Source organism: Rubripirellula amarantea, from assembly GCF_007859865.1.
In the GTDB taxonomy this organism is placed as follows: Bacteria; Planctomycetota; Planctomycetia; order Pirellulales; family Pirellulaceae; genus Rubripirellula; species Rubripirellula amarantea.
Genome location: NZ_SJPI01000002.1, coordinates 1,464,049 through 1,481,867, shown reverse-complemented (window position 1 = coordinate 1,481,867; position 17,819 = coordinate 1,464,049). Strand labels below are relative to the sequence as shown.

15 protein-coding genes are annotated in these 17,819 nt (G+C 53.9%); 10 read left to right on the top strand and 5 right to left on the bottom strand.

Features of this window, described 5'->3' with window-relative positions; all coding sequences use genetic code 11:
- Positions 1-2 precede the first annotated feature (2 nt).
- The 5 genes from Pla22_RS18995 to Pla22_RS18975 all read left to right on the top strand — a co-directional run bounded on the left by Pla22_RS18995 (position 3) and on the right by Pla22_RS18975 (position 5,986).
- A complete protein-coding gene (locus tag Pla22_RS18995; protein ID WP_146516311.1) occupies positions 3-1,853 on the top strand; it encodes a polyprenyl synthetase family protein in 1,851 nt (616 codons plus the stop codon).
- 15 nt (positions 1,854-1,868) lie between these two features.
- Positions 1,869-2,420: a hypothetical protein gene (locus Pla22_RS18990; protein WP_146516310.1), complete on the top strand. Its 552-nt coding sequence runs from the start codon at positions 1,869-1,871 to the stop codon at positions 2,418-2,420.
- Positions 2,421-2,610: 190 nt separating this feature from the next.
- Positions 2,611-3,657, top strand: a complete 1,047-nt coding sequence (locus tag Pla22_RS18985; protein WP_146516309.1) for an acyltransferase family protein — start codon at positions 2,611-2,613, stop codon at positions 3,655-3,657.
- 113 nt (positions 3,658-3,770) lie between these two features.
- Entirely contained in the window at positions 3,771-4,550 is a 780-nt protein-coding gene (locus Pla22_RS18980; protein ID WP_146516308.1) for an SDR family NAD(P)-dependent oxidoreductase, read from the top strand.
- Positions 4,547-5,986, top strand: coding sequence for a sulfatase (locus tag Pla22_RS18975; protein ID WP_146516307.1), 1,440 nt, complete (start codon positions 4,547-4,549; stop codon positions 5,984-5,986). The genes Pla22_RS18980 and Pla22_RS18975 overlap by 4 nt, the downstream gene beginning before the upstream one ends.
- A 36-nt stretch (positions 5,987-6,022) precedes the next feature.
- Here Pla22_RS18975 and Pla22_RS18970 read toward each other — a convergent pair whose 3' ends face one another.
- Positions 6,023-7,054, bottom strand: a complete 1,032-nt coding sequence (locus Pla22_RS18970) for a glycosyltransferase family 9 protein (protein WP_242632157.1) — start codon at positions 7,052-7,054, stop codon at positions 6,023-6,025.
- A 323-nt stretch (positions 7,055-7,377) separates the two neighbouring features.
- Between Pla22_RS18970 and Pla22_RS18965 the strand changes: the two genes are divergently transcribed.
- Positions 7,378-9,405 carry a S46 family peptidase gene (locus Pla22_RS18965; protein ID WP_146516306.1) on the top strand — a complete coding sequence of 676 codons (2,028 nt, stop codon included), beginning with the start codon at positions 7,378-7,380 and terminating at the stop codon, positions 9,403-9,405.
- 183 nt (positions 9,406-9,588) lie between these two features.
- Here Pla22_RS18965 and Pla22_RS18960 read toward each other — a convergent pair whose 3' ends face one another.
- The gene (locus tag Pla22_RS18960) at positions 9,589-11,004 is read right to left on the bottom strand and encodes an oxidoreductase (RefSeq protein ID WP_146516305.1); all 1,416 of its coding nucleotides are present in this window, start codon (positions 11,002-11,004) and stop codon (positions 9,589-9,591) included.
- Positions 11,005-11,510: 506 nt separating this feature from the next.
- On the opposite strand from Pla22_RS18960, the gene Pla22_RS18955 reads away from it, so the two are divergent.
- From Pla22_RS18955 to Pla22_RS18945, 3 genes are all read left to right on the top strand, one after another.
- Entirely contained in the window at positions 11,511-12,068 is a 558-nt protein-coding gene (locus Pla22_RS18955) for a hypothetical protein (protein WP_146516304.1), read from the top strand.
- Positions 12,069-12,110: 42 nt separating this feature from the next.
- Complete coding sequence (locus tag Pla22_RS18950; protein WP_146516303.1) at positions 12,111-13,085, top strand: hypothetical protein; 975 nt, start codon at positions 12,111-12,113, stop codon at positions 13,083-13,085.
- A 485-nt stretch (positions 13,086-13,570) separates the two neighbouring features.
- Positions 13,571-14,482: a sigma-70 family RNA polymerase sigma factor gene (locus tag Pla22_RS18945; protein ID WP_146516302.1), complete on the top strand. Its 912-nt coding sequence runs from the start codon at positions 13,571-13,573 to the stop codon at positions 14,480-14,482.
- An 87-nt stretch (positions 14,483-14,569) separates the two neighbouring features.
- Here Pla22_RS18945 and Pla22_RS18940 read toward each other — a convergent pair whose 3' ends face one another.
- From Pla22_RS18940 to Pla22_RS18930, 3 genes are all read right to left on the bottom strand, one after another.
- Complete coding sequence (locus Pla22_RS18940; RefSeq protein WP_146516301.1) at positions 14,570-15,307, bottom strand: hypothetical protein; 738 nt, start codon at positions 15,305-15,307, stop codon at positions 14,570-14,572.
- Positions 15,308-15,422: 115 nt separating this feature from the next.
- Positions 15,423-16,343, bottom strand: a complete 921-nt coding sequence (locus Pla22_RS18935; RefSeq protein ID WP_165440745.1) for a 3-keto-disaccharide hydrolase — start codon at positions 16,341-16,343, stop codon at positions 15,423-15,425.
- Between the two features lie 440 nt (positions 16,344-16,783).
- Entirely contained in the window at positions 16,784-17,506 is a 723-nt protein-coding gene (locus Pla22_RS18930; RefSeq protein WP_146516299.1) for a YebC/PmpR family DNA-binding transcriptional regulator, read from the bottom strand.
- Here Pla22_RS18930 and Pla22_RS25880 point away from each other — a divergent pair.
- A complete protein-coding gene (locus Pla22_RS25880; RefSeq protein WP_261343151.1) occupies positions 17,505-17,639 on the top strand; it encodes a hypothetical protein in 135 nt (44 codons plus the stop codon). The two genes, Pla22_RS18930 and Pla22_RS25880, sit on opposite strands and share 2 nt — an antisense overlap.
- Positions 17,640-17,819 lie beyond the last annotated feature (180 nt).

Genomic DNA, 17,819 nt, shown 5'->3' with positions numbered 1-17,819 from the left:
GATTGTCCATCGACGTTACTGATTCCAACGGCACTTCTCGACAAACGTCACGCCGCAAAACAAGCCATCTCAAGGACGTTCCGGAAACACTGGAACTTCGTGAATCGCTGCGCGACCGATGCATCGATGTCGCATCGCGCCTCGACCACCGTTCGCCGATGAACAAGGACCAGATGGAACAGGTCGCTCGGCGGATGATCGAGGAAGCCGATCTGCCCGAAGGTTACCTGGGTTGGTTAATGGTGATGTTAAGCAGCGCGTTTTGGAAAGATGCGCTCGCTGCGGTACCGCCCGAGCGTCGTTTGTTCCTGTTGCCGCATTGTCTTAAACACGCCGAAGGTTGTCCGGCCGAGTACGATCAGTTCGGCATGAATTGTAAGGAATGTGGCGCCTGCAGCATTGCTGATTTTCGTGGTCTCGCCGAAGACATGGGCTACCGAGTTTTGGTCGCCGAGGGATCACCCGTGGTGATGAAGATCATTGTCGGCGGGTACGTCGATGCGGTGGTTGGCGTTGCCTGTCTCAACGTACTTGAAAAAGCGATCGACAAAGTTTTGCTTGCCGGTATCCCGTGCATGGCGGTGCCGTTGTTGTCGAGTGACTGCCGTAACACTAAGGTCGATGAGGCCTGGGTCAATGACATGATCCGTACGCCGTACATTCCCGCTAAGCAGCAAACACGCAGCTATGTCCACTTGATGCGTGCGGCGGGAGACATGTTTGAAAACGAATCCCTCAATCAACTCGCTCCGCGTGTCCGATCGCAAGTGGAATTGACCGATCAAGCTGTCACACTCGAAACGATCGAGTCGATGGACGCAATCGCGGCGACGGAACATATCTCGTATGACTTCTTGGCTCGCGGTGGCAAGCATTCGCGTCCGTTCATCACGCTTGCTGCGTACGACGCGATGTCCGGCGGTGAGGCAACCGGGCCGGAATCCGAGAAAGCGATTCACGCGATCCCAGCTTCCGTCAAACGTGCGGCATTGAGCATTGAAACGTTCCACAAGGCCAGCTTGGTACACGACGATATCGAGGATGACGACGCCTATCGTTACGGTCAGCTTGCGGTTCATCGCCGTTTCGGACTTCCTACGGCCATCAATGTTGGTGACTATTTGATCGGGCTTGGTTATCGGTTGCTGTCTCGACTGGACGCCGATGACCCCGTTCCCGCAGACGTTCGCGCTGATTTGGTGGACAATCTTGCGGCGGCGCACTTGCGATTGTCTGAAGGTCAGGGTGCAGAATTGATTTGGCGGGATGCGAAGGATCGCAGTTTAACACCGCTCGATGCACTCAAGATCTATGCGTTGAAGACCTCTCCGGCGTTTGAAGCTGCTTTGACCAGCGGCATGCGGTTGGCTGGCGACGTGACTCCGTACTTGGACGCCATACGCACCTTTAGTCGCAACATGGGCGTTGCGTTTCAGATCATCAATGACCTCAATGACTGGATTGGTGATTCGGACAACAAGGTCAACCTTGGTGGTGATATCATCGGTGGTCGACCGACGTTGTTGTGGGCGTTGGCGCTGGAAACGCTCTCGCCGTCTGATCGGGAACAGTTGTTGCGACTGATTGACCCGAGTTCGCAATCGAGCGACGAACTACGCGTCGCATCGATCCGCCGACTTTACGACAAAGCTGGGGTCTTCGAGACCGCGCTGACGTTGGTCGACAAACACCAAGCTCGCGCCGAAAAAGTGGCGGATGAAATCGATGTCGAACCATTACGTCGATTGCTGTACTTTTTAGTCGACACGGTACTCGAACGTCCCACGATGCCGTCACCGCCGGTTGTTAGTCTCGGCATTGTGGCACCCATGCAAACACCCATCGAGAAATAGCCAAGGAACGATCCTATGAGCCAAGCGGGTTCGCGTGACCAAGTTGACTTGTCCGAGTTGATCGAGCAGTTCTACGGTCCACCATTGGATTTTTCACAACTAGGGACCTTCACGGCGGTTTCATCCGTGCCGTCACCGTACGACCAGCTCCTGGACCACAACGAACACATGACCGTCACGGTTGAAGCCTTTCATGGGGAACCCGTTGATGTCCACGTTCACAAGCACGAGTTGCACGACAATTGGTACAGTCGCGAAATCACACTGGTCACCCAGTCGTCGCGACGGATCGTGCAGTACGGGATTGTGCGATTGAACACGAAGGAATTGGCCGAGCCGGTGTGGCGAAAGATTGAAAGTCGAGAGATCCCACTCGGTCGCGTGCTAATCGAACACAACGTTTTGCGTGAAGTGCAGCTTTGCGGGTTGTGGAAAGTGATCGCCGGTCCTTGTTTGGCGGACAAAATGCATCAAGCGATCGGTGAAACGATGTATGGCCGCACCGCGCTCATCTACTGCGATGGACAGCCGGCAATCGAGCTGCTTGAAATTGTTGCCCCGGTCTAGTCTCGCAAGCGAATCGACATCCTGATTGATCCGACTATTCGCAAAGCCGTTTGTCTGCCGTCGTTTGTCTGCCGTCGTGTGACAGCGTCTTATCAGCAACTTTGTGGCGTTTTCGTACGCTTTGGCCACTAGCGAATGCTTGCGTCGAATCTTTTCTTTTTTTATCCCACCCCCGAACTATCATCGGGCGATGGACCAATCCGTTGCCCCGCCACGCGAACGACGCACAAAGCTCAACACGCTTCAGGTTCTGCGTGCCGTAGCCGCGCTCGCGGTGCTTGTGTTCCATGCCAGCGACATTTCTCGGGTGCTCGGCTTCACGGACGGTCCGCATCCCGTGTTGCTTCACTTGGGCCCTTTGGGAGTGAACCTGTTTTTCGTTCTCAGTGGGTTCATTATCTACTACGTCCACGGCAAGGACATTGGGATTGCTGATCGGGCACGAAACTACACTTGGCGAAGGTTTTCGAGGGTGTGGCCGTTGTACGCGTTCATCACACTGGCAAACACAGTCGCCGAGCTCGCCGTGGGTGGACCGTTCGAAGGCGGCAGGATCCTATCGAGTTTGCTTTTTCTAGACGCGAAGCCTGTGGTCAATGTGGGTTGGACTCTGGTTCACGAGGCATTCTTCTATGCCATGTTTGGGGCAGCCATTGTCGGAGGACGAAAGTTTGCAGCCTCGCTAGTCGTTGGCTTTTGCGCACTTGCGATATTCGCTCAATTGTCTAGCGACGAAACGGATTCGCTTTACCACTGGGTCTTCTCGGCGCAAAAGTGGTACTTTGTGACGGGCCTTGGACTTGCCTGCGTGTTCGCAAACCAATTGCAATTAGGCGACGCTAAGGCGTCGAAGCGATTTGGAATCGGATTGTTCGCGGCACTGTTCGTTTGCTCAATCATTGCATTGCCGTTCGGCTCACTAGCGACGCGAATGGGGTGGCACTTGATGGTGGCGCTCGCAATTGCCGCTTGTGTTGGACTCTTAGTGTTTTGCGAAACGAGATTCAATTTGTGGCTTCCCCGATCATTGGTCTACATCGGGAACGCGTCGTACTCTCTGTACTTAGTCCACTCGTCCGTGCAATATCACCTCATGAAGATCGCTTCGAAGATCTCGCCAGCGCTGACGAGTGATCACCTACTTTTCACTTTGGTAGTGGTAAGCTTCGTCGCCATTCTGGCTGGAATCTTGTGTTATGAACTCGTCGAAAAGCGACTGATGAAGTGGTTTCGCTAGGCTTACTCGGCATTGGTCAAATGACTTTGTGCTCCGCACGGTAGCCCATCGTTGATTCATCGCGTGTACGATGGTGGCTCCTCGCTCATCATTCCTTCTGCACGACAATTCCCATGACTCGTTGGCCTGGCCTTTTACAGTTTCGTCTCGACAATCAAGTTGCCATTATCACGGGAGGCTCTAAGGGGCTCGGCGAAGCGATGGCGGCAGGGCTTGCCTCGGCGGGCTCGAACATTTGTCTGGTCAGTCGTCATGGTGCCGAAGCTGAGCAAGCCGCGAAACGGATTTTGGACGAGTACGACGTCAAAGCGATCGGTGTGGCAGCCGACGTGACGCAAGAAGCCGACGTTCAGCGCCTGATGGCGACCGCCCGGGAATCTTTCGGCTGTGTCGACATCCTAATCAACAATGCAGGAGTCAATATTCGCGGCTCTATCGAAGAACTTACGCTCGAAGAGTTCCGGCGTGTTCAAAGTGTAAACGTCGAAGGCATGTGGCTTTGCGCAAAGCATGTGATTTCGCTGATGAAAGAGCAAGGTCAAGGGAGAATCATCAACCTCGCCAGCACGCTCGGGTTGGTCGGACTTGCCAATCGCACTCCCTACACATCTAGCAAAGGAGCTGTGGTGCAAATGACCAGGGCGCTCGCACTAGAGCTTGCCCCGCAAAAAATTACCGTCAACGCGATATGTCCTGGGCCTTTTCTGACTCCCATGAATGTTCCCATTGCAGAAACGGACGAAGCGAAACAATTCATCATCGGAGCAACGGCCTTGAATCGTTGGGGTGATCTGAAAGAAATTCAAGGGGCGGCGATCTTCTTGGCCAGCGAAGCAGCAAGCTATGTCACCGGCAGCATGTTATGCGTTGATGGAGGTTGGACGGCACGATGATTCGCTTTCTCACTTTGGTCTTGGTTGCGTTTGCTTTTGTTTTGCCTCGTTCGGCATGTAAAGCGGAAATCGCGTCCACGCAACGCCCGAATGTGTTGTTGATTTGCGTCGACGACTTGCGCCCGGAACTCGCATGCTACGGTGCCTCACACATCGATTCGCCCAACATCGATCGGTTGGCATCGCAGGGGCGATTGTTTCAGCGTCACTATGTTCAGGCACCCACGTGTGGTGCTTCTCGTTATGCGTTGCTGACGGGAACGTATGGCCCGGCGGGAAATGAAGCTCTGTTCTCGCGAGCCAAGCAATTGTCGCAGTCGCCGGATTCGGTCAACCCAAGCATGCCAGCTTGGTTTCGCGACCACGGCTACACGACGGTGTCAGTGGGCAAGGTTTCGCACCACCCCGGCGGACGAGGTGGTCAGTTGTGGAACGACGATTCGATTCTTGAGATGCCTCATTCTTGGGATCGTCACTTGCTTCCCGCTGGTCCTTGGAAACATCCCATGGGTTGGATGCATGGCTTGGCCGATGGCGAAATTCGTAAGAGCGCCGGTGAAATGGATGTGTATCAATCTGCCGATGGTGATGACGAAACTTATCCCGATGGAATTTCGGTGAACGAATCGCTTCGGCAGCTCGATCTACTCGCGTCGGACGGCGATCAACCATTCTTTCTGGCGGTTGGAATTCTGCGACCTCATCTGCCTTTTGGAGCACCCGCGAAATACATGCGACCCTATGTCGACCGCGTTTTTCCGCCCACACCACACCCGGCGAAGCCGGAAGGCAAGACGACTTGGCACGGCTCGGGTGAGTTCATGAAGTACAACCGATGGGGTCAGGATCCCAACACTGATGCGTCGTTCGCGATGAAGGTGCGTAAACACTACGCGGCGTGCGTGACCTATGCCGACGCTCAGGTGGGCCGCGTGCTCGATAAGCTGGAATCGACTGGGGCTTCCGACAACACCGTTGTGGTTTTGTGGGGTGATCACGGGTGGCACCTCGGTGAGCATGCAATCTGGGGCAAGCATTCACTCTTCGAAGAGTCGCTGCGGTCGCCATTGATCATCCGATCGTCGAATGTTCATCGTCCCGGGGTTCCCGCCGATGCGGTCGTGGAGACCATTGACCTGTTTCCGACGCTATGCGAACTCGTTGGGATTGATGCCCCGGATTATGCCGAAGGAATTTCGCTTCAAGCAAGCCTGAGGAACCCCAGCGCGCAAGGGCATGTGGCGGTTTCATATCATCACAAGGCAAGCACGATTCGTACCGATCGCTACCGACTAGTCGTCCACCAAGATGGGTTCCACGAGTTGTACGATCACGAGCATCCGGCGAAGGAAACGATCAACGTGGCGACTGCAAATCCCAAGCTGGTGACGGAGTTGAGCGAATTGCTTGGTGACAGGTTAGAAAAAAGTCGCTAACTCGATCTAGGCAAACCTCGTTTGACATTTCGCAAACTAGGCTGCGTTATTGAGACGACGTCGGCTTTCGATCTCATCGATCTTCTGGCAAACGTGATCGACTGTAATTTTTCTCATCGCGGAATTGTCTGCTTTGCGACGCTGCTTGCGCGAACCCCGTTGATATTCTTTTTGGATCGCGATTTGTCCATAAGGACCGGAATCCCCTGGCCGAGTCGATCCGTAGAGTCCAATCGTAGCGGTGCCAACGGCCACCGCCATGTGCAATGGGCCTGTGTCACCACTGATGAACAAGTCTGCTGATTCAATCAGTGCGCCCAAGTGGTGCAAGTCGGTGTCCGGTGCAAGACTCATGGAGTCATCCGACAAGGCAACCATTTTCTCGGCCATGCGTCGCTCTTCGTCGGTGCCCCAAACGGCAATGCTGTGATATCCGTATTGGTCACGCAGGTATCGTGCGGTGGCGGCGAAGCGATCAGCTTCCCACATTTTCGATTCCCACGTTGCACCAGGATTAAGAACGGCCAACTTGGATGTGTTGATGGTTCGACGCCAACGAGTAGCCCAGTGGCGTGACGTCGCGCTGAGCGGCAGTTTCCATTTCACTTTGGGCGAGTGCACACCGAGTGGAATCAGTAGTTCCAGTGAGCGATCGGTGACATGTTTGAAGACGGGCGAAATTTTTGTGTTGTTGAGCAGGCTTGATATTTCACCGCCATGGCGTCCTTTAAAACCGACGCGCGTTTTCGCTCCGGACAATCGTCCCGCAAGTGCTGATTTGGTAAGACCTTGGCAATCGATCGAAAATTCGAAACAGTGACTTCGCAGGGCTGCGCGAGCGGTTCGAATCCCTTTGGCCGACGTGAACCATCCACGGTCAAGTTCGATTACCGCATTGAGTGCCTGGTGGCCGCGGACCATCGGGGCCGCCTTCTTTTCGACGACCCAACCAATGTAAGCGTGGGGAAACGCGTCCCGGATCGCACAGGCAACCGGCAGCGTCAAAATGCAGTCGCCGATCGCGCTCATCCGAGAAATTAGCACACGGGGTTGAGCATTTTCTGGCATCACAGCAATCCTTTGCTTGTGGCGATAGATAAGGAATCACCCAACGACTGGCGATCGAGGCGGCCAACGTTTGAGTTTGCAACATCTTGGCAAAATAAACGACCGGCATTTCTGAAGTCTACAAACGGAAAGAGTCAGAACGCCAGAGTGAAATTGCCTGGGGAATTCGCAGTTTCGAGCAAGAATACGTCACCGGCATATCGCTCGCTAGCATTTCGCTGGCCTAGTTCACTTTGCTACAATTCGCCGCATCGTCTTCTCACTCCAGCGGTTTTATGGATTTTACTGTGTCAGTTCACTCTTGCTTCTTTGCCCTGTTGATAATGTTCACCACCTCTGCGCTCGCTCCAGCAAAATTTGTCCTAGGTGATGAGGGCATGTATCTTTTCAACGATCTTCCTACCGGTCTGCTGAAGGAAAGGCATGGGTTTGAGCCGACGGCTGCATGGGCGGATCATTTGCGGTTGTCGTCGGTGCGTTTCAATAGCGGCGGGTCGGGCTCGTTCGTTTCATCCGATGGTTTGGTCCTGACCAACCACCACGTAGCAAGCGACACGCTGCATAAGCTGAGCAGCCCTGAACGAAATTTGATTGACGACGGATTCCTCGCCAAGACCAATGAAGAGGAGTTGGCAGCACCTGACCTGGAACTCAACCAACTCGTCTCGATTGAGGACGTAACTGGTCGCGTTAACGAGGCGGTGGACGATGATGCGAGTACCGAGGACGCAGCCGCGGAACGTCGCGCTATCATCGCTCGAATTGAAAAAGAATCGCTCGATCAGACCGGCCTTCGATCGGATGTGATCACGTTGTTCGGTGGAGCTCAATATCATCTGTACCGCTACAAGAAATACACGGACGTCCGTTTGGTTTGGGCTCCTGAAACAGCGGCTGCGTTCTTTGGCGGAGACGCTGATAACTTCGAGTACCCTCGCTACAACCTAGACGCGACCATCATGCGAGTTTACGAAGACGGTAAACCTGCAAAGCTTGAGCACTTTTTGAAGTGGTCGGAAGTACCGCTTAGCGAAGACGAACTTGTATTTGTAAGCGGTAACCCCGGTCGCACGCAGCGGATTTATACGGTTGAGGCACTGAAGTTTTTGCGCGACGATCGTATCCCCTACGTGCTGGACTTCCTTCGTCGCAAAGAAATCTTGATGCAGCAATTCGGGCTTGAAGGAACCGAGCAAGCCCGCCGTGCTCGCGATGAGCTGTTCGGAATCCAGAACGCTCGTAAGGCCTACACTGGCATGTTAGGCGGGTTGCAAAACCCACAGACGATCGCCACAAAATCTACCCAGCAAGCAGAGTTGTTGCGGATGATCAACAACGATGCTTCCTTGAAGCCGTTGGCCAAAGCTTGGGACGAGATCGCATCGCTGCAGGCCGAAAAGCGAGACATGCTTCGCCGCGGGGTTACTCTGCGAAGCACGCTGTTTAGTTATGCTCTCGAAATTGTCTTGCTGGCAGCCGAAGATCAAAAGCCGGACGAAAAGAGGCTGCGTGGTTACACCGACGCAGCTCGAGAATCGTTGCTGCAAGAACTGTACAGCACCGCGCCAGTCTACACGGATTTGGAACAGGTCAAGCTTGCCGATGAACTTTCGCTGCTGATCGAAAACCGAGGTGCTGAAGATGAACTAGTCTTGAAGGTGCTTGATGGTAAAGGCCCACGCGAACGTGCGGCTGAGTTGATCGCTGGCACGTCATTGGTGGATGTAGACGCTAGGAAATCACTCGTCGAAGGCGGATCGGATGCCGTCGACGCGAGCGATGATGCGATGATCGAACTCGCCAAGACGTTAGAGGCCGAGTATCGCAGCGTTCGAGAAACGAATGAGCAGATCGAAGAACGCGAACGACAAGCGTATGCAAAAATCACCGAGGCGGTCACCAAGATCAAGGGAACCGGTGGCTACCCAGATGCTACCTTCACGTTGCGTTTGGCGTTCGGGACGGTGAAGGGGTACAGCGAGGACGGAGAATTCATTGCACCGTTCACTAACTTTGCCGGAGCGTATCAACACGCAAATGATCACGCGGGACAAGACGATTTCGATTTGCCTGAATCATGGATGGAACACGAAGCCGACGTTGATGGAGATGTTCAACTGAACTTTGTCTGCACGGCTGACATTATCGGTGGGAACAGTGGTTCGCCGGTCGTAAATCGTGCTGGCGAGTTGGTCGGACTCATCTTCGATGGAAATATCCAAAGCCTGACCAGCGACTATATCTATTCTGATGAACAGGGCCGTGCCGTTAGCGTTTCCGGTGTAGGAATTCTCGAAGCCCTGCGTTCGATTTATGACGCGAAAGCACTCGCCGCTCAGATCGGAAAGTAACGACAGCCAGTTAGCAACGCTTGTGTGAAAATCAGGACGGGTCGCCCGCGTTAGGTCGCAGGCGATCCAGGGGCCATCGTCAGATGCCATGATGAAAGCAACCACTTCATCTCGATGGCTTGCAATCGCACTCGGTGTTGGCGTCAGAATTCGATAAGAGCAATGGTTGCCATAGCCGAGACGTCACGCCTTCAATTGCTTGAGCATCTCGCGTTCTGGGCGTGCTTTGTAGTATGGATCCAAAGGATAGCAGCCGCTGACCATGCCTTTGCGCGGTGCAGTCGTACAATCACTGAACGTCCGACATACCTTTTTGCGCGGCATGGTCGTTCCCGCGATCACGTCGGCTGGCAACTCGGGATACGACAATACCATTCGTCCCAAGCCTATCGAGTCGACCATGCCCGCTTTTACGACTGCTTGACCGACGCCGGGCAGCCATTCTTGAAGGTACGTGTAGCCTGAACCAACAAAAATCAGATTCGGAAACGCACGTTTGAGTTGAGCGGTGGCTTGGATCTGGCGATCGACCCCGACCAATGGGTCTTCCGGTGCTCCGTAACCATCGCTGGGCGGAAAGTATGCGGGGCGTTGAATGTGTGGGTTGTAGTAAGGGCTACCCGCGGTGGTGCAGACAAGCTTGATTCCAAGTTGCTCCATCAACCGCATCAGCTCCATCGGTTCATCGAGGTTGATGCCCTGGCCGCTACCGTCGCCCCCAAACGTCAATCTTGGGTCGCCATCGTCCGGCTGACCAATGTTGTCAGCACCGCTCACGTAGGGAACATAATCAAAAATGCTAACGCGTACTCCTAGACCAAGCGTCGGTGCTTCGGCCCGAATCCCGGCAACAATGTCACGAAGGAATCGTGTGCGGTTTTCAAAACTGCCGCCATACTTCCCGGGGCGATCAACACCGGAAAGCAATTCGTGACCAAGGTACCCATGGCAATGCTTAACGTCGACAAACTCGAAGCCACACGATTCTGCGATCCTGGCAGCGCGAACAAAATCATCGACCAGAACAGATAGCTCGTTGTCGGTTAACATCGCTGAATCGTCGCGAATGCCTTGCCGCTTATCAAGCAAGCGGTTTCTCTGTGCGGTACGTGGCTCGAGCTTGGATTTGTCGTTGGGGCGAGCCCAGCGACCAGAGTGAGTTAGTTGCAAACCGACCAAAAGGTCATCGGTTCGGCCGAACTTTTCGTGGTGAGCGTGGACGAGCTCCTTGCGTAAGCCTTCGATCTCTGACGCATTCGCATCGTTAACAATTAGCTGATTAGGGTTTGCTCGGCCATCGTGTCGAACAGCCGCAGCCTCACCACCCCAGATCAGCTTGGCGCCGCTGATGCCAAAGTTTCGCCAGCGGCGGACTGTGAGCTCGGTCGGTTTGCCATCTGTGGTGCCATCCCAGCCTTCCATCGGTAAGATGCAAAACCGATTTCCGATCGACGAACCTTCGATAGGAATGGATTGCCCCAGAGTCGAGGAATCGCCTGTTTCAACGACTTTGTCGCACGGCAAGTCTAAACCCTGGGTTCGGAGGTGGGCGATGAAGTCTTCGTGTGACTTGAAGCTGGCAACGCGAGGGTAAACCATCTTTAGAATTTCCTTCGGATCAAATGACTAAGTTGTCTGCGTTGAACTTTGGCACGTTGCCGTCTTCACTGCCCACATCACGCTTGCCTAGCAAGACAGTGGCGGGTTCAATCAAGAGGTGAGGTACTTGCGAAGTGAGCGCGGGATAGAAGCAGACTAAGGCGGGGGGAATAAAATCGGTGCGTGACAAGGTAGCACACCCAGCTTGACCTGGCATCACATCTTAAACGCCAATCAAACAGGGTCGCGGACCGTCATCGGGCACTCTCGATATGCGATCGGCCATGTGAACAGGTGGCGACGTAATATCAGGGGATTTTTCAAACGCCAGTGTAGCCACTCGCTCGGCAGGGTGGATTCGTCGTTTAGCTAAGCCACAGCAATCTTTCGCTGCTGGCATCCCTTTTGTTAGGCTGACGGTAGTTCTTTCATTAGCCCGGTTTCACGATCGATGTTTCATGCTTGGTGAGTACAAAGTCAATCGCAGCACGCGGCAGTGTCATGCCTTGAAAAGGCCGCTCAAAGAGGGTGAATGGTACTACTCCGTCATATTGGAATCAGGCGACGATTACGTTCGGCATGACTACTCAGCCGAAAGTTGGACCGAACCACCCGAGGGTGCAATCGGTTGGTGGAAGAAGCGAATGCCGAAGTCCGACGACAAGAAAGTCGTACTGGCACCGCCCGCCGTATTGGTTGATCTGCTGCGACAGATGGAACAGTCGCCTGAAAAAGCCAAAAGCCGCTACCTGTTAGCACTCATGTTGATGCGACGTCGCGTCGTACGTCCCCTCGATACGCCTCGAAGTGAAGCGGCACAAACCGATGTGGTCGCCGATAACGATGCAGACGGTGAAGGTGGGACCGAAGGCAATGCGACAGTGAAACCGCGTGTCCTTCACGTCGAAGTTGCAGCCGACAAAAGCACAATCGAGATTCCTATCGTTGCGATAAGTCGCGGCGAATCGGTAGCTCTAAGAGATGAACTCAATGAGTTGCTCTACTGTGAGGAATCTTCTGAGGAAGATGACGTAGACGAGATCAGCGCAAGTGCTGATCAGTGATGACGCGATAGATACCCGTCCCCCAATTCGAGACTCGCACGGATGCGACTAATTCAAACCTTCGGAACAACACTCGCCGTCTTGCTGCTGCTATTTGTTAGTGGCGGCGCGACTTGCTCGCGTCGGCCTGCGGTCAATCCGTTTCCGCCTCCACCGCCCGTCAACTTTGGCGAAGTGCCAACTCTGCAGGAGGTCGCTGCCGTCGTCAATCGAACGTCGTCCATTCAACAGCTTTCGACAAACACGGCGACCGTTGAGATGGAAGGGGTGCCAAAGCTTAGTGCCACGATGAACCTGTCTCGACATAAGAGCTTTCGCCTGCGAGCGAGCGTGCCCTTGTTGCTTGGTTCGGGTGTGGACATGGGAAGCAACGATCAAATGTTTTGGTTAGAGATTCCGGAGGGAATGACGATGACCAAAACCCTGTACTATGCCCGCCACGATCAATACCAGCAACAACTCAGTCGCGCGATGTTGCCGGTTGACCCCACCTTTGTGATGGACGCGCTGGGGTTGGTGCAGATTGATCCTGCCACCGTTGTGCAAGGACCGATTCGTCGAACCGATGGGAAGTTAGAAATTCGATCAACCTCAATGACGCCCAGCGGAATGTACCAACGAGTGTTATTCGTGGAGCCGACGGCAGGGTACGTGACTGACCAAATGGTCTACGATCCGTCGGGAACGTTGGTTGCTCAGGCCTCGTCGACCAACCATGTGTACTACGATGCCCAGAACTGCGTGCTTCCCCATCAAGTCAGCCTCCAGCTGAAACCCAATGGCGGAATTCCGCTCGCGATGCAGATTAACGTGAGTTCTTACACGGTGAACCAGCTTCTTAGCGGCGATCCCAATCTCTTTGTCATGCCCCAAACCGCGTCGCAAGCGGTTGATCTGGCGCAACCCAACGCGATGGTATCACCGATGTCGTCGGCATCTGGTTCGCCCCTTCCCGCTGGACCCAGCGCGTACTCGGCCGATGCGTCAGAAGCATCGCCGCTAAGCGTTTACCGTTGACCCGAGTTCGGTTTGGCAGCGACGAACATCATGGCGTCGCGCGTTCAGTTGCGAGATCAGTTGCGAGATCACGGTGTGCGTCACAGTGTTGCAGTGTCGGTCGCAGTTTTCGTCGCAGTGTCGGTCGCAGTTTCTGTCGCAGTGTCGGCAGTCCGGCTGAATTGCGTGCTTGATAGATCGAAAGTTCTCCTGAACATTGGTCTGCGTTGGCTGCGAGCAATCTGCACGTTCGGAGTGTCCGCTATAGACGGCTAACGCGAATGACCGAAGCATTCGGTTTTCTTTAACCGAAGGTGTAGTTTGCGGCTGAGTGTCGCCGAAAACTAGTTTGTTCCCTCAATCCACCTCCCCGGTTTGGGGCCGATCGTCCAAATTCGACCAGACGTTTTTCGCGCACCTCCCTTCCCCTTGGCGTGAAGATTCGATCGTTCGTCGTTCGCCTTGCCGCTTGGAAATCGGTCCTGACGTAATTTCGTGGCACTCATATGACTCAAATCGATACGACGGCACCATCCGAAGAAGCCGAACTTCGAGAAGCCGTGTCTAAAGCACGCAAACGCGCCCCTTCAAGCAGCGGATCTGCACAATCGCCGCTTGAAACCTACCTTCGAGAAATTAACGAAACCGCACTCTTGAGCGCCCAGGACGAGCAAGACCTCGCCGGTCGAATTGCTCAGGGTGATGTGATGGCTCGCGACCGTATGGTTCGCGCTAACTTGCGGCTCGTTGTCAACATTGCCCGAGGTTACACCGGCAAAGGCCTCGGGCTTCAAGACTTGATCGAAGAGGGTAACCTCGGACTGCTTCGGGCCGTTGAGGGCTTTGATCCATCGGTGGGAACTCGATTCAGCACGTATGCGAGTTACTGGATCAAGCAGTCCATCAAGCGTGCGTTGATCAACAGCGCCAAGACCATCCGCATTCCTGCCTACATGGTGGAACTGCTCAGCAAATGGCGGCGTGCGACAGCCCGCTTGAGCGAAGAGCTCGGACGCACTCCCACCAATGAAGAAGTGGCCCGTTTGCTAGGGTTGCCGAAGAAGAAGCTGCCGATCATCCGCAAGGCCATTCGCATCAACAACAGCACCCCTCAGAGCGATCAAACCGACTCGGGGTGGTCACTCGGCGAAATGGTGATGGATGAGCGGCAAAAAGCGCCTGACGATGAAATGCTCGATCACGACATTCTGCGTCATGCGATGGAGTTGCTCGGCGATCTCGAAGAGCGAGAAGCAAACGTGTTGCGTCTACGATTTGGTCTCGGCGGAAGTGAACCGAAAACTCTCAAAGAGATCGGTGCAGAACTTGGCTTGACCCGCGAGCGAGTGCGGCAGATTGAAACGGAAGCCTTGCGTCGCCTAGCCGATGGTTTGACCGACCCTCGTGATCGATTCTAAAGCCGTTAGTATCTGCTAATCGGTTGATCTATCGCGATGGAATGTCACGCGAGTGACGGATGTTCGCAAGCTATCCCGCATAGCCATTCATCGAGCTTCCGCACTCGCCGGCTTGGCCTTCGTGTCTTTCCAGTCAGACACAACATCACCGGCATGCCAAATCGTCATGTTGTCGATGTACATGGTGCCCTTGTTGGTTGCCGTGATCCCGAGGTTGTAGTCGGCGAAGTCCGCTCCCACGCCAGGATGGTTGCCATAGATCGTCGGGCCGTCCTGGAATCGAACCAGGAAATCGTTGTCCTTGATCTCCAACATCACGTGATACCACTGGTTTGGCTGCAGGACAAAATCGCTTTCCGCAATACTCGTCTTCTCATGGTCGACCAATAGGGTACTTCCCTTGGCGCCAAAATAGATTCGGCGCAAATGATGTCCCGCTTCAATCATGGGTAGCAACTTGGTTTTGTTGCCGCCCACGATTTTGAACGAGTATTTCACGATCACGTCTTTGGGAGTGTTCGGAAATTGCAGTCGCGGCGCGGTCCCCAGGTGCCCCTTGCCGCTCGCTTTTTTCTTCGCCTGATACTCTGGCGTTGATTGAGTGCCAACCAACACGCCGTCCTTGGCTTCCCAGTTCGTTCCCTGTCCCGCCGCAAAGAACTTGTGCCCACGCTTTACGACGAAATCCTTGTCAAAGTTCATGGACAGATGAATGTCCCCAGGCTGCACCATGATGGGTGTCAATTGGTTCGGCTCATCAGCGTATGCACTGACGCACGCAAGCGAGATGATCACTAGGCTCAATACAAGGATTTGCATTTTCATAGGACGTATCTTTGTCGCCATCAGTAGCGTTGGAAAGTTCGAGGCAGGTTGGTCCCTGAGTCGCGACGTAGTCAACGACTCGAGAAGGCCCAAACCATTGAGGAAGACGGCTTCGTTACGGCAGTTCGTTAATGGTGATGTTACGCCATTTGACTTGCCACTTGGCGTCCTTCTTTCCGATCCCATGGACTTGCAATGCAATGAAGCCTGACGCCGTCATGTCGTCATGGAAATCGGTAATCTTTTGGCCGTTAATCCAAGTTTGTATATGGTCGCCTTCGCAACGAATACGCATTCGATTCCATTCTTGGTTTTTGAATGCACCGCGAGTGCTGGCTGTCAAACGAGTTTCATCGTCAATCAACCAACCGCGACGAGCTTCGTCATAAATGTATCCCGCGTCACCGTAGTGCTCTGGATCCATGTCGCCATCAGCGGACGCTTCGATCTCACACTGGTATCCATAAACTCGACCGACCGGATGCTTCTTGTCTACCGATGCAAGAGATTGCTCGTCGTGTTGAGCAGATCGAAACTGGACGCCGCTGTTGAGTTCGTTGTCGACCAGGAAGACTTGGAATTGCAGGTCAAAGTTGGCATAGGACTTCTTGGTTGCCAAGAACGAGTTGGGGCTTCCCGCAACCGTTGTGCCCACGATCGCGCCGTCTACCACTTCGTAAGTTGCCGTTCCATTGACTTGCTCCCATCCGTCGAGATCTCGGCCGTTGAATAGCTGTCCGGCTTTCGCGATCGCACGAACGGCTTTGTTGATTTGTTTGACCTCGCTTGGTTCAAAGTGTTCAGCAAGCAACTCCTGCTGAATCCTATTTCCTGCTCGCCATAACTCTTGCTTGTCATCGTCCGACATTTTGTCGTTGAGGTTCGAGGAGTTGTGCTCGAACTTTGCCTGTAGCGCCGACTTCAACTGTTGTTGTTGCTCGTCTGTCAAATCAACCTCCGCAGCGACCTTCGTCGTGATTGATTGGGCACGCTTTTCGATTCGACTTTGCTTGGTTGCGTTTGCGTTCTGACCCACTGCTGTTTGAGTAGTAAGAGCAGTGGTTGTTGCGCAAAGGACTGCGAGAGTGAACGGGAGTAATCGTTTCATCATTTTCTTTACGGGACGATGGATTTTGGAAGGGATAGGGTTCGCCCGCACGAATCTGAGTCTGCCGTAAGCTACCGCCAAGAGCGACCATCAGGGTTGCGAGCGGAATATAGAATACCTTAACGGTAGAGGTGGTGTTGCCTGAGTCACCCCAATGTTGGCAACGAAACGACGTATTCACGCATGCAAGCTCACATCGTCGCAGGCTGCAGAGCTTCAATGCATCTCGCACGTACGCAGATACCGATCGTTTTCACGGCGCGGATCTACGTAACGAAATCTTCGCCTTCCGATCTGGCTACGAACGCGCAACAGTTCCGCAGAATAGACAGAACTGAGAAAGTTGTGCGACCGACGGGACGCAGCGATTAGCTAGGCAAGATCCCGTTGTGGTAGATGTCTTGGACATCATCACAATCGTTCAGCATGCTCATGAACTTCTCGAACATGGGAACTTCGTCCGCAGGAATCTCGGCATTCATTTGCGGAACAAAGGAAATTTCATCGGCGTCGAGTTGCACATCGGGAAACGCTTCGAGCAAAGCTTGTTTCGCTTTATGGTGCTCAGTCGCAGGTGCAAAGATGGTGATCTGACCGTTTTCGGACTCAACGTCGGTGACGTCGACTTCCGCTTCCAGCATCGCTTCGAGCACCTGTTCATCGTTGTCGCCTTTGAACGACAGGATCGCAAAGTGGTCGAAACTGTGCGCCACCGAACCCGGTGCTCCAAACTTGGAGCCTGTCTTAGTGAAACAATTGCGAACATCCGTGATCGTGCGATTGTTATTGTCGGTCAAGCAGTCGATGATCACGCTACAACCCCCTGGGCCGAACCCTTCGTAGCGAGCTGGAAAGTAGTCTTCCCCACCCACGCCGCTGGCCTTCTCAAGCGCCTTTTCAATCACGTGAGCGGGCACCTGATCACGCTTTGCCTTTTCGATCAACGAGCGAAGCGAAGAGTTACTGTCTGGGTCCGCACCCGAGTTCTTCGCCAGGACATAGAGCTGCTTGCCGTACTTTGAATACACCTTCGTTTTCTGCGCGGCAGTCTTCGCCATCGACACTTTACGAACTTCAAAGCTTCTACCCATGTCCCGATTCTCTTCATCGACGTATGTACGGACGTTTTTGTTGGACGTGGATCTTAGCGTTCCCGCAATCAAGATGGCTAGGGCGTCGCTTCCTCATCCGAGTCCAGAAAACCCTGATCGAATCGGCATTTAGGGGAATCTGTTAAGGGCAGTTTTTGTTGGAATTGCCAATATTCACGCATTTCAGCGAGGTGACTTGAGGCGTTCATACAGTCCATTTGCGTTTGATAGGATCTGACAGTTAATGATTGCATCCCCCATTGGGACCGGTAAGATGAGGGGGCCAGTGTCACTCTAAAGACACGGCCCTCTC